The following is a 12,869-nucleotide window of genomic DNA, read 5'->3' on the forward strand; positions in this document are numbered from 1 at the left end:
CGCGAGAATACGCATTTCGGCAAACGGTGACTGCTCAGTCGTTGTCCATCGTGGAGCAGGTGCACCTCACGATCACCTTACGATTGCCGATAAGCGCAAAATGCGCGGTGATCCGGTTCGTCGCGGGGTACCCGGCCACCGTGAACGACGAAGACCAGGAATGGCGGCAGTTCCCCCCGCACGTCCTGCGCGAATACGCTCTTCTGGCCGACGGCGAGCGCGGCGCCTTGTGCGGACCGCTCGGCGACATCGCCTGGCTGTGCGCACCGACCTGGGCGGACGATGCTGTGCTGTCCGCACTGATCGGCGGCCGCGGTGTCTATTCGGTCCGTCCGGCGGTCCCCTGTGTCTGGGGCGGCGCGTACGAACCCGGCACGCTGATCTGGCGCAGCCGCTGGGTGACCACCGGCACGATCGTCGAGTGCCGCGACGCGTTGGCCTACCCCGCCGATCCTCGCCGGGTAGTCGTGCTGCGCAGGATCGAGGCCGGCGAGCAGGATGTCGCGATGCGGGTCGAACTCGACGTACGCGGCCGCTTCGGCACCCGCTCGCTGCGGGAGGTCCATCGCGACGACGACGGAACGTGGACGGCCCGAACGGGTGAGCTTCGCGTCCGATGGCAGGGAGCCTCCGACGCTCGCCTCGACGAAACCGGACGGCTCGTCCTCGACCTGCCCGTCACCGCGGGCCGCCGGCATGACCTGGTCCTCGAGATCAGTGACCAGCCGTTGCCGTCACCCCCGGACCCCGACCGGCTGTGGACCGAAACCGCACACAGCTGGAGCACCGCCGTCCCGCCCTTCACCGGCAGCGTGGCACCTCGAGACGCGCAGCACTCCTACGCGGTGCTGCGTGGCCTGACCTCCGACGGCGGTGGCATGGTCGCCGCGGCAACACTGGGCCTCCCCGAACGCGCGGAAGCCGGCCGCAACTACGACTACCGCTACGTGTGGCTGCGGGACCAGTGCTACGCCGGCCTCGCGGCGTCGGTCGACGAACCGCATCCGCTGCTCGACGACGCGCTCGCGTTCGTGACCGCGCGCGTGCTGCAGGACGGCGACCGGCTCCTGCCCGCCTACCGGACGGACGGACGGCCACCGCCGAAGGAGCGCACATTGGACCTGCCCGGCTATCCGGGCGGCGCGGCCGTGCTGGGCAACCACGTCCGCGGCCAGTTCCAGCTCGACGCACTGGGCGAGATCCTCCAGCTCTACGCGACGGCCGCGGGGCACGACCGCCTGACCTCCGACGCCCGGCAGGCCATCGACGTCGTGGCCGATCTGATCGCCCGCAAGTGGGACGAGCCGGACGCCGGTGTCTGGGAACTCGAGCGCGCCTGGTGGACCCACTCGCGACTTGCCTGCGTCGCGGGTCTGCGCAGCGTCGCCCGCCACTTCCCGGCCGGCCGGGCCGCCGAACTGGTCACGCTCGCCGACCACCTGCTGACCGAGACAGCCGGCCGCTGCGTCGATTCCCGCGGCGCCTGGCGGCGCAGCCCGGCACACGACCACGTCGACACCGCGCTGCTGCTCCCGCCGGTGCGCGGCGCACTGCCGGCCGACGATCCCCGCACACTGGCGACGCTCGAGGCCGTGCGCACGGAACTCACCCAGGACGGCTATGTCTACCGCTTCTCCCCCGACCACCGGCCGCTCGGTGACGCCGAAGGAGCCTTCCTGCTCTGCGGATTCGTCATGGCACTCGCCGAATGGCAGCAAGGCCACCAAGTGGCGGCGTTCCGCTGGTTCGAGCGCAACCGTGCTGCCTGCGGTCCACCCGGCCTGCTCGCCGAAGAGTACGACGTGCGCCAGCGGCAGCTCCGCGGCAACCTGCCCCAGGCCTTCGTCCACGGGCTGCTCCTCGAGACCGCCCAGCGGCTCGCGGGCCCGGCGCACGGCGAGGCAAGCAGTGCCTGACCGACCGGCGTTCTCTTGCTCACCGCTCGCGGCGGGACCGGTTCCTCGGGTGCTTCTTGCGGATCCACCTGCTGCAGGGGACCGAGCCGAACTTCGTTCCCGTGCCGGGAACGGGCTGCCCCAACAGCGCTCTCCCCGGCAACCAGCTCGCGGTCAAGACGGTGCACCCGGCCGGTGGCGCGCCGCCGCCTTGCGGCGGGCGGCCACGGTGACCGCCGTGACCGAGAAGATCGCGACCAGGATTCCGGCCACGAGAGCATTCGTTTTCGCTGCGTCACGGTGTCCTTCGGCCGGGTAGCCGAGCGCGAACGGCGAAGCGATCAACCAGAATCCGACGACGACATTGATCAAGCCCAGCCACGCGGCCGCCCGGGGAGCGACCAGCCGTACCGCTGCCACGACCGCCACGACCGCACCGCACAGCAGCACGTTCCAGAACCCCGCGGAACCGGCCAAGGTCACCGAGTAGCTGAACACGAAAGCCGCGACCACCAGCCAGGCTCCCACGAGGAACTCCGCGGCGATCGGGAGGCGGCCTTCCCGCATCTTCTGATCGCGGGCACCCTGCTTCGTCGCGGTTCCGATCTTGGCCATCGGACCTCACCTCACTCACTCGACGACCTCGCATACCCCCTCCGCGGGGCAGGAAACGGAGCACCGATGGCCAGAGATTTCGCCGAGGTAACAGTTGTTCCGACGAATGGTTGAGCCACGTGGTCGGGATATCCGAGCGATGGCGCGCTGTCGCCCGACGCACAGCGCTCAGCTGTGGTTCAGCCAGCACCACGGGCTTCTCGCCGCAGCAGGAGCCGCCACCGCGACAGCCGCGGGTGCCCTCGTCCACCGGCGTGGCAAACGGTGAAGCCGACCTGCGCGGGCTCGTACTCGACCGAATCGTGCGATCGGCATCTGGACGAACGAATGCATGACGCCGGCGGGTGCGGGTACGCGGAGGCACGACACCGGATCGAAAGGAGATGATCATGGGCGAACCGGACCAAACGGACCCCGTCGGAGGTATCGCGGACCAGATCGCCGAGCTGGTCCGACGGGAGATCTCCCACGCGAAGAAAGAACTGCGCGAGAGCGCGAAGTCGGCCGGGCTGGGCGGCGGCATGATCGGCGCCGCGGGTGTGGCAGGTCTCTACGGCGGCGCCTCGATCACCGCAGCGGCCGTGCTGTTGCTGGCTCGCCGCCTCCCGCCGTGGGCGTCCGCGGCGCTCGTCGGCGCCGGTGTCTCGGTTGCCGGAGCAGTGTTGGCGCGGCGAGGTATCGGCAAGGTGCGCGAAGCGTCCGCGCTTCCCCGCGAGACGATTCGCGAAACCAAGGAAACGCTCGATGGCACTGGCGGTGACCCCGTCCCGTGAAGTGTTCCAGCGTAGAAGCCCTGCGCGCGCCGCACCTCACGCGGGACGACACCGACGGGGCCCTCCGTCGCCACCGGATCCAGGAGCAGCGATGACCGAAACCCCACGCACCACCAAGCCCGCGACGTTCCTCGTGCAGCGCACCACGGCAGTGGTGGGAGCGATCTTCCTGATCGTCGGCGTGCTCGGGTTCATCCCCGGGATCACGACCCACTACGACCAGTTGCAGTTCGCCGGCCACCATTCGATGGCTCAACTGTTCGACGTGTTCACCGTGTCGGTCCTGCACAATCTCGTCCACCTGCTGTTCGGGGTGGTCGGCGTGATCGCGGCCCGCTACCCCGGCGGTTCTCGGGCCTACCTGATGATCGGTGGCCTGGTCTATCTCATCCTGTGCGTCTACGGCCTGGGAACGGACAGTGCCGGCGCCCCGAACTTCGTCCCCGTGAACGACGCCGACAACTGGCTGCACCTCGGGCTCGGCGTCGGCATGATCGCGCTGGGCATCGGCTGTACCGCGCTCGACCGGCGACGCGGCGACTTCCCGCCGCGCGATGTGCGAAAGGCATGACGGGATGGCGACCCGGCAGCAAGTGCAGGACCTCGTCGCGCTCGGCTTGGACTACACCGAGATCGGCCGCCGGCTCGGCATCCCACCGGGTCTGGCCCATCTCATCGGCACCGGGCTGCCCGCGGACGGCGGGGACGCGCCGAGCCCGGAGGAACGCCGGATCCGCGGGCTGCCACCGTCCGGACAGGACCTGTCCAATCCGGAGCACGCGAACCCGACCGGCCGCGAGACGGTGCGCCGCTGGATCGCCGAGCGTGTCCGCGCGGACGCGCAAATGCGGGCCGCGGGAAGCCAGGTTTGATCGGGGAAAACCCCGGGTAAACGCGCGCAGAGCGATGGAGGTGAGCGATGGGCCTGAAGCGCTGGGTCTCGGAGTGGCCGGTCTACCGGCAGCTGACCGAGAACGACCCGACAGGTCGCGGAGCGGCGGCCAAGAGCCGCATCAGCCTCGAACTCACCCCGCGCACCACGAACGCGGACAAAGTGGTCAAATCAGTCTGCCCGTACTGTGCGGTCGGGTGTGGCCAGAACGTCTACGTCGAGAACGAGAAGGTCACCCAGATCGAGGGTGACCCCGACTCGCCGGTCAGCCGCGGCCGGCTCTGCCCCAAGGGCTCGGCGAGCCTGCAGCTGACCACCGGCTCGGCCCGCGAACACCAAGTGCTCTACCGCAAGCCGTACGGCACCGAGTGGGAGACCCTCGACCTCGAGACCGCGATGGACATGATCGCGGACCGCACCATCGCCGCCCGCGCCGAGGGCTGGCAATGGGAGGTCGACGGCAAGCGCACCCGCCGCACCATGGGCATCGCCAGCCTCGGTGGCGCGACCCTGGACAACGAAGAGAACTACCTGATCAAGAAGCTCTTCACGGCGCTGGGCGCGATCCAGATCGAGAACCAGGCCCGGATTTGACACTCCGCCACCGTTCCCAGTTTGGGGACTTCCTTCGGTCGTGGCGGGGCCACGACGTTCCAGCAGGACCTGGCGAACGCCGACTGCATCCTCATCGAGGGCTCGAACATGGCCGAGTGCCACCCGGTCGGGTTCCAGTGGGTGATGGAAGCCAAGGCGCGCGGCGCGAAAGTGATCCACGTCGACCCGCGGTTCACCCGCACCAGCGCGCTGGCGGACATCCACGTTCCGCTGCGCGCGGGCACGGACATCGCGTTCCTCGGCGGCATCGTCCATTACGTGTTGCAGGAGGAGAAGTACTTCCGTGAGTACCTGCTGGCGTACTCGAACGCGGCCACGATCATCGCCGAGGAGTTCGCCGACACCGAGGACCTCGACGGCGTCTTCTCCGGCCTGAACCGCGAACAGCGCAGCTACGACACGCAGACCTGGCAATACGCCGGCAGCGACATGCAGGCGGCCTCCGGCGAGCGGGACCAGGAGTGGGACGAGCGCACCGGCGAGGGCAGTTCGGTGAGCGAGGCGGGCCGCGGCGAAGCCCACGGTTCCGGCGGCGCCGAGGTGGGCGCCGAGCCGGAGGTCGACGTCACGCTGCAGCACCCGCGGTGCGTGTTCCAGATCCTCAAGCGGCACTTCGCCCGCTACACCCCGGAGATGGTGGAGCAGATCTGCGGCGTCCCGCAGGCCACCTTCAGGCAGGTGTGCGAGCTGCTGGCGGAGAACTCCGGGCGGGACCGGACCAGCGCGTTCGCCTACGCGGTCGGCTGGACCCAGCACACGGTGGGCGTCCAGTACATCCGCACGGCAGCGATCCTGCAGACGCTGCTGGGCAACATCGGCCGTCCCGGCGGCGGGATCCTGGCCTTGCGCGGGCACGCGTCGATCCAGGGGTCGACCGACATCCCGACGTTGTTCAACCTGCTGCCCGGTTACATCCCGATGCCGCACGCCCACACGAACGAGGACCTTGACACGTTCGTGGAGGCAGAAGGGACCGAGAAGGGCTACTGGGGCAACATGAAGTCGTACCTGGTGAGCCTGCTCAAGGCCTACTGGGGTCCGGCGGCCCGGCCGGACAACGACTTCTGCTTCGACCACCTGCCCCGGCTCACCGGCAGCCACAGCACCTACGAAACGGTCATGGAACAGCTGAAGGGCACCTGTAAGGGCTACTTCCTGCTCGGCGAGAACCCGGCGGTCGGCTCGGCCAACGCCAAGATGCAGCGGCTGGGCATGGCCAACCTGGACTGGCTCGTCGTGCGGGACTTCTCCCTCATCGAGAGCGCCATGTGGTGGAAGGACGGGCCGGAAATCGAAAGCGGCGAGCTGCGCACCGAGGACATCGCCACCGAGGTGTTCTTCCTGCCCGCCGCCGCCCACACCGAGAAGGACGGCAGCTTCACCAACACCCAGCGGATGCTGCAGTGGCACCACCAGGCGGTCGAGCCGGCCGGGGACGCGCGCAGCGACCTGTGGTTCACCTTCCACCTGGGCCGCAAGATCCGCGAGAAGCTCCTGGCGGCCACGATGGAAGCGTCCACTTCGGACGAACAGCGCGAGCGCGACCGGCCGGTGCTGGAACTCACCTGGGACTACCCCACCAAGGGTGAGACGGCGGAGCCCGAGGCCGAGGCGGTGCTGGCCGAGATCAACGGCTGGAACTCCGACGCCGAACCGCTGGAAAGCTACGAACAGCTCAAGGACGACGGCTCCACCGCCTGCGGCTGCTGGATCTACTGCGGTGTCTACAAGGACGGCGTCAACCAGGCGTCCCGGCGCAAACCGACCACCCAGCAGAACTGGGTCGCCCCCGAGTGGGGCTGGGCCTGGCCCGCCAACCGCCGCATCCTCTACAACCGCGCCTCCGCCGACCCCGACGGCAAACCGTGGAGCGACCGCAAGGCCCTGGTGTGGTGGGACGCCGAGGAAGGCAAGTGGACCGGCCACGACGTCCCCGACTTCAAGGTCACGAAGGCCCCGGACTTCGAGCCGGACGAGGGCGCCACCGGCCCGGACGCGCTCACCGGCACCGACGCGTTCATCATGCAGGCCGACGGCAAGGCCTGGCTCTACGCGCCGGCCGGGCTGACCGACGGGCCGTTGCCCACGCACTACGAGCCGCAGGACTCGCCGTTCCCGAACCTGCTGTACCCGCAGCAGCGCAACCCGGTCCGGCAGGTTATCCGGCACAAGCACAACCGGTTCCAGCCCAGCGGCACCGACCCCGGCTCGGAGGTGTTCCCGTTCGTGGTGACCACCTACCGGCTCACCGAGCACCACACCGCGGGCGGGATGAGCCGCTGGCAGCCCTACCTCGCCGAACTGCAGCCCGAGCTGTTCTGCGAGATCTCGCCCGAGCTGGCGCGCGAGCGCGGGCTCGAACACCTGGGCTGGGCCACGATCGCCACCGCGCGCGGCGTCATCGAGGCCCGGGTGCTGGTCACCGAGCGGCTGACGCCGTTGAAGATCCAAGGCCGGACACTGCACCAGGTGGGCCTGCCCTACCACTGGGGTCAGAACGGCCTGACCACCGGCGACACGGTCAACGAGCTCATTTCGCTCAGCCTCGACCCGAACAGTCACATCCAGGAGACCAAGGCCGCGGCCTGCGACATCCGGCCCGGGCGCCGTCCCCGCGGGCCCGGGCGCGCCGAGCTGGTCCGACAATACCAGCACCGAGCGGGGATCACCCCGGAAACCGGAACGGAGGTGTGAGGTGACCGGACTCGATCCCGCGTCGGCCACCGGCTACCGCGACCACCCGCCGCGCATGGGGTTCTTCACCGACACCAGCGTGTGCATCGGCTGCAAGGCCTGCGAAGTCGCCTGCAAGGAGTGGAACGCCGTACCCGAAGACGGCATCGCCCTGACCGGCATGTCCTACGACAACACCGTCGGGCTCGGCGCCGACACCTGGCGCCACGTCGCGTTCATCGAGCAGCGCAAGCCGATCTCCCGGCAGGACTCCGGGCTGCACCACGACACCGACGTCCTCGCGATGGCCGCCGACGAGCCGTCCACCGACTTCCGCTGGCTGATGTCCTCGGACGTGTGCAAGCACTGCACCGAAGCCGCCTGCCTCGACGTCTGCCCGACCGGCTCGCTGTTCCGCACCGAGTTCGGCACGGTCGTCGTGCAGGAGGACATCTGCAACGGCTGCGGTTACTGCATTCCCGCGTGCCCCTACGGCGTCATCGACCAGCGCGATGGCGACGGCCGCGCGTGGAAGTGCACGCTCTGCTACGACCGGCTCGGCCAGGGCCAGGAACCCGCGTGCGCCAAGGCTTGTCCCACCGACTCCATCCAGTTCGGTCCGCTCGACGAACTCCGCGAACGCGCGCAGAACCGCGTCGAGCAGCTGCAGGACGCCGGTGTCGCCGACGCCCGTCTCTACGGCGAGAGCCCGGACGACGGCGTCGGCGGCGACGGCGCGTTCTTCCTGCTGCTGGACGAACCCGAGGTGTACGGCCTGCCGCCGGACCCGAAGGTCACCACCCGCGACCTGCCCGCGATGTGGCGGCACGTCGGCACGGCCGCGGTCACCCTGGTCGGCGGCGCGCTGGCCGCGTTCGCCGCGACGGCACTGGGAGGGCGGAAATGAGCGATCAGGAGGTCCGCCCGGGACGCGAAGCCCTCACCGGTGTGGCCACCGGCCGCAAGCGCCGGCGCAAGCGCGGCGAACAGCCGATGGTGCCCGACGCCGAGTTCACCTCCTACTACGGCAAACCGATCATCAACGGCCCCGTCTGGCACTCCCCCGACATCCCCGGCTACCTCTTCCTCGGCGGCCTGGCGGGCGCGTCCTCTCTGCTCGGCGCCGGTGCTCAAGCGACCGGGCGGGGGACACTGGCGCTCGCGGCGAAGACCGGCGCGTTCGGGGCGATCAGCCTCTCGCTCGTCGCGCTGGTCCACGACCTCGGCCGGCCCGAGCGGTTCCTGAACATGCTGCGCGTGTTCAAGGTGACGTCGCCGATGAGCGTCGGCTCGTGGCTGCTGTCCGCCTACGGCCCGCTCGCCGGGGCCGCGGCGGCCTCCGCCGTCACCGGCAAGCTGCCCCGCGTCGGCGCGGCCGCGACGGTGGGCGCCGCCGCCTTCGGCCCCGCAGTGGCGGCCTACACCGCCGCGCTGGTCAGCGACACCGCCGTGCCCGCCTGGCACGACGGCTACCGCGAGATGCCCTACCTGTTCGTCGGCTCCGGCGCGAGCGCAGCCGGGGGCCTCGGGCTGCTGGCCGCGCCCGAGCGCGAATGCGCCCCGGCCCGCAACCTCGCACTGTTCGGCTCGGCCCTCGAGATCGGTGCGCTGAAACGCATGGAGCACCGGCTCGGCATGGTCGCTGAGCCTTACCATTCCGGCAAGGGCGGCAAGTACCTGCGCGCGGCCGAGATCCTGTCCGCGGCCGGGGTGGCCGGGGCCGCGCTCGGCCGGGGATGGGTGCGACGGCTGTCCGGGGCCGCACTGATCGCCGCCTCCGCCGCAACCCGCTGGGGCATCTTCCACGCCGGGTTGGACTCCGCCGAAGACCCGAAGTACACGGTCGTGCCGCAACGGCAGCGTGTAACCACGGCTGCCGAAGGTAATTCTTCCGGGTGACCGAAGACAGCGCCGACGCCGTCGTGGTGGCGATCAACGCCGGCAGCGCGGCGGCCCACCAGCAGCTGATCTTCCGGCCCGTGCCCAGTCTCGGCCGGGCCGACACACCGGTCGATCGCCTGTACCTGGCCGGTGCGTCCGCCCACCCGGGCGACGCCGTCCACGGTGGACCGGGCGCCAACGCCGCCCGCGCCGCGCTAGCCCGCAACGGCGTCGCCGGCGGTCTCTACCGGGACGTCATCGCCCAGGCCCACCGCCTGCTCTACCGCTGAGCGGCCGACGTTTGACCGCCGCGCAGTGTGGGTAAGCGCCCGCACGACTGTGCCGACGAAAAGGGTGGTTGCGGCGTGCCGATGGATTACTCCGTGGCGGTGGACGAAGTGGTGGCCGGCAGGGTCGCGCCGGACGCGGAGGAGGTCGATCGGACCGGGACGTTCCCGAGGGCCTCGATTTCCGCGCTGGGCTCCGCCGGCCTGCTCGGCCTGCTCAGCTCGCCCGAGGACGGCGGTGCCGGAGCAGGACTGGACGCGGCCGCGGTGGTGATCGAGCGGCTGGCCCGGGCGTGCGGCTCGACCGCCATGGTCGTGCTCATGCACTACGCGGCTTCGGCGGTCGTGGACGCGCACGGATCGCCGGAGGCCAAGCGCGCCATTGCGAGCGGGCGGCACCTGACCACGCTCGCCTTCTCCGAGTCGGGTTCGCGCAGCCACTTCTGGGCCCCGCTGAGCACCGCCAAGGCCGAAGACGACAAGGTGCTGCTGGACGCCCGCAAGAGCTGGGTGACCTCGGCCGGCGAAGCCGACAGCTACGTGTGGTCCAGCAAACCGCTGGGCGACAGCGGAGCGATGACCCTGTGGCTGGTGCCCGCCGACACGCCCGGCCTGGAGGTGCACGGTCGGTTCGACGGCCTCGGCCTGCGCGGCAACGCCTCCACCCCGATCACCGCCACCTCGGCCGAAATCCCCGCCGACGCCCGCCTGGGCCCCGACGGCGCCGGGCTCGACATCGCGCTCACCACCGCCCTACCGCGCTTCCTCGTGCTCAACGCGGCCTTCTCGCTCGGCGTCATGGAAGCCCTCGTCGCGGCGGCCGCCGACCACCTGACGGGCACCCGGCTGGAGCACCTCGGCGAAAGCCTCGCCGACCAGCCCGCCCGGCGCGCGCAGTTCGCGTCGCTGCGGACCCGCACCGACGAGGTCCGCGCCTTCCTCGGCGACACCCTCACCGCACTGGCCACCGAACGCCCGGACGCGATGCTGCGTGTCCTGCAGGTCAAGCTGGTCGCGGCCGAAGCGGCCGCCGAGGTCGCCGACGGGGTCATGCGGCTGTGCGGCGGCTCGGCGTTCCGCAAGGACCTCGGCATCGAACGCCGGTTCCGCGACGCCCTGGCTGCGCGCGTGATGGCGCCGACGACCGAGGCACTGCAGGACTTCGTCGGCCGGGCGGCCCTCGACCTGCCCCTGTTCGCGGCGGAGGCGTGATGACCTTGCTGCTGGGAGCGGTTGCCTACGACCCCAAGGTCGTCACCATCTGGAGCGGGTTCCGCGACTGGCTGCGCGACCAGGGCCTGGCCTTCGACTACGTGCTCTACTCGAACTACGAACGCCAGACCGAGGACCTCGTGGCCGGCCGAATCCACGCTGCCTGGCATTCCCCGCTGGCTTGGGTGCGCACCTGCCGCCTGGCCAAGGCCGAGGGACAGACCATCCACCCGCTGGTCATGCGCGACACCGACCGCGACCTGACCTCGGTGATCGTCACCCGGGCCGACGCTCCCCACCGGACCCTCGCCGACCTCGCCGGCGGCACCGTGGCGCTCGGCGCGGTGGACTCCCCGCAGGCGACCCTGATCCCCGGCGCGCTGCTGCGGCAAGCCGGTCTCGTCGGCGGGAAGAACGTCACGGTCCGCCGGTTCGACGTCGGCGTCGGCCTGCACGGCGACCACATCGGCGGCGAACGCGACGCCGCGCGGGCCCTGGCCACCGGCGACGTCGACGCCGCGGCGATGACCGACGGCAACCACCTGCTCTTCACCCGCGAAGGCACCCTGCCCGCCGGCGGCACCCGGATCCTGGCCGCACCACCCCGTACGACCACTGCGTCCTCGCGGTCACCGACACCCCGCTCACCCGCCGGCTCGGCGAGCTGCTGACGTCGATGTCCCACGCGGACCCCCGGGTGCGGCCGCTGCTGGACCTCGAAGGCCTCACGCGCTGGGAGCCCGGCCGGACCACCGGCTACGCGCAGCTGGAAGCCGCGGTCGACCAGGTCGGCTTCTACGACGTCGACGGGACGATCACCGCGGCGGAGTACCGGCCGTGACGGCGGCCGGGCTCGATCTGGACCGGCTGTCCTTCGACCGCGGCGCGCACCTGCTGCTGCAGCGCGCCCTCGCGGACCTCTCCCCCGGTGACCGCCTGGCCGTCACCGGCGCCGACCCGGCGCTACCCGTGCACCTGCGAGCGTGGTGCCGCGAACACGGCCACCACGTGGAGGCCGACGAAGCCGGCCTGTCGGTCGTCCGCGGCCGCGCCGACCTGGATCGGTGGGCGGGCGCCGAGCGGGCCGGCGACCCGGCTCCGTCCGGCGTGGTGGAAGCACCACCCGCGCGGTGGGGCCTGGCGGCGCGCGGTGCGCTCGTGGAGGCCGGTGGCCCGGAACCGCGGTTCGACTTCGGCCACCGCGACGCGGTCTGGGCCGACGTCGCGCCGGCGCTGTACCGGCACGCCGCGTCGGCGCAGTGGGACCCCGACCAAGCCGTCGACTGGACCGCGGAGTTCGCCCTGCCCGCCGAGATCGAGCAGGCCGTGGTCCAGGTGATGACCTACCTGATCGAGAACGAGCAGGCCGCCCTGGTCATCCCCGCCCGGCTGCTCGGCCGCATCCACCCCCACTTCCGCGAGGTCATGCAGCTGCTGGCCGTGCAGACCGCCGACGAAGCCCGGCACATGGACGTCTTCACCCGCCGCGCCCTGCTCCGCGGCGGCCGGCTCGGCACCTCGTCCGCCGGCGGCCGCGAGTCACTGGCCACCCTGCTCGACGAACCCGACTTCTCCATGGCGTCGTTCATGCTGTCGGTTCTCGGCGAAGGCACGTTCCTCAACCTCCTGGAGTTCCTGGAGCGCACCGCACCGGACCCGGTCACCCGCCGGGTGACCGGGCTCGCCCGGCGCGACGAAGCCCGCCACGTCGCCTTCGGCGTCGCCCACCTGCACCACCTCGGCACCATCGACCCGCACCTGCGGACCCGGCTGCGCGCGGCGATCGAGCGCCGGCACGACGCTTTGATCGACACGGCCGGGCTCAACCAAGACGTCTTCGACGCACTCGTCGTCCTGGCCGCCGGCTCGTGGTCCGGGGAAGCGATCGGGCGCGGCTGGGACCAGGTCCAAGCGCTGCAGGCCGAAATGGACGAAGGACGGCGCCGCCGGCTGGTCCACATCGGATTCCCCGACGACGAAGCCACCGAACTGTCCCGGCTGCACACCCGCAATTTCATGTGACCCG

Annotated in this window: 12 protein-coding genes and 1 pseudogene; 12 read left to right on the plus strand and 1 reads right to left on the minus strand. The window is 70.9% G+C overall.

Features of this window, described 5'->3' with window-relative positions; genetic code table 11:
* Positions 1–140 precede the first annotated feature (140 nt).
* Positions 141–1,916: a glycoside hydrolase family 15 protein gene (locus ISP_RS29300; protein ID WP_235190539.1), complete on the plus strand. Its 1,776-nt coding sequence runs from the start codon at positions 141–143 to the stop codon at positions 1,914–1,916.
* Positions 1,917–2,069: 153 nt separating this feature from the next.
* Here the strand turns inward: ISP_RS29300 and ISP_RS29305 are convergent, their stop codons facing one another.
* Positions 2,070–2,510 carry an SPW repeat domain-containing protein gene (locus ISP_RS29305; RefSeq protein ID WP_013227543.1) on the minus strand — a complete coding sequence of 147 codons (441 nt, stop codon included), beginning with the start codon at positions 2,508–2,510 and terminating at the stop codon, positions 2,070–2,072.
* Between the two features lie 389 nt (positions 2,511–2,899).
* On the opposite strand from ISP_RS29305, the gene ISP_RS29310 reads away from it, so the two are divergent.
* From ISP_RS29310 to ISP_RS29360, 11 genes and pseudogenes are all read left to right on the plus strand, one after another.
* Complete coding sequence (locus tag ISP_RS29310) at positions 2,900–3,283, plus strand: phage holin family protein (RefSeq protein ID WP_014467327.1); 384 nt, start codon at positions 2,900–2,902, stop codon at positions 3,281–3,283.
* Positions 3,284–3,374: 91 nt separating this feature from the next.
* A complete protein-coding gene (locus ISP_RS29315; protein ID WP_013227545.1) occupies positions 3,375–3,854 on the plus strand; it encodes a DUF4383 domain-containing protein in 480 nt (159 codons plus the stop codon).
* A gap of 4 nt (positions 3,855–3,858) precedes the next feature.
* Positions 3,859–4,155 (plus strand): hypothetical protein, encoded by a 297-nt coding sequence (locus ISP_RS29320; RefSeq protein ID WP_013227546.1) that lies wholly within the window; start codon positions 3,859–3,861, stop codon positions 4,153–4,155.
* 47 nt (positions 4,156–4,202) lie between these two features.
* Positions 4,203–7,484, plus strand: coding sequence for a formate dehydrogenase (gene fdh / locus ISP_RS29325; RefSeq protein ID WP_013227547.1), 3,282 nt, complete (start codon positions 4,203–4,205; stop codon positions 7,482–7,484).
* Between the two features lie 55 nt (positions 7,485–7,539).
* A complete protein-coding gene (locus ISP_RS29330) occupies positions 7,540–8,370 on the plus strand; it encodes a 4Fe-4S dicluster domain-containing protein (protein ID WP_230468960.1) in 831 nt (276 codons plus the stop codon).
* The gene (nrfD, locus tag ISP_RS29335) at positions 8,367–9,362 is read left to right on the plus strand and encodes an NrfD/PsrC family molybdoenzyme membrane anchor subunit (protein WP_013227549.1); all 996 of its coding nucleotides are present in this window, start codon (positions 8,367–8,369) and stop codon (positions 9,360–9,362) included. Before ISP_RS29330 ends, nrfD begins: the two co-directional genes overlap by 4 nt.
* Positions 9,363–9,391: 29 nt before the next feature.
* Positions 9,392–9,634 (plus strand): annotated as a pseudogene (locus tag ISP_RS29340) (phytoene dehydrogenase); the annotation flags it as partial.
* A gap of 81 nt (positions 9,635–9,715) precedes the next feature.
* Positions 9,716–10,843, plus strand: coding sequence for an acyl-CoA dehydrogenase family protein (locus tag ISP_RS29345; RefSeq protein ID WP_014467330.1), 1,128 nt, complete (start codon positions 9,716–9,718; stop codon positions 10,841–10,843).
* Positions 10,843–11,514 (plus strand): phosphate/phosphite/phosphonate ABC transporter substrate-binding protein, encoded by a 672-nt coding sequence (locus ISP_RS29350; RefSeq protein ID WP_013227552.1) that lies wholly within the window; start codon positions 10,843–10,845, stop codon positions 11,512–11,514. Before ISP_RS29345 ends, ISP_RS29350 begins: the two co-directional genes overlap by 1 nt.
* Positions 11,515–11,519: 5 nt before the next feature.
* Entirely contained in the window at positions 11,520–11,684 is a 165-nt protein-coding gene (locus tag ISP_RS29355) for a hypothetical protein (RefSeq protein ID WP_013227553.1), read from the plus strand.
* Positions 11,681–12,865: a hypothetical protein gene (locus ISP_RS29360; protein WP_013227554.1), complete on the plus strand. Its 1,185-nt coding sequence runs from the start codon at positions 11,681–11,683 to the stop codon at positions 12,863–12,865. Before ISP_RS29355 ends, ISP_RS29360 begins: the two co-directional genes overlap by 4 nt.
* Positions 12,866–12,869 lie beyond the last annotated feature (4 nt).

This window comes from Amycolatopsis mediterranei (assembly GCF_026017845.1).
Classification (GTDB): Bacteria; Actinomycetota; Actinomycetes; order Mycobacteriales; family Pseudonocardiaceae; genus Amycolatopsis; species Amycolatopsis mediterranei.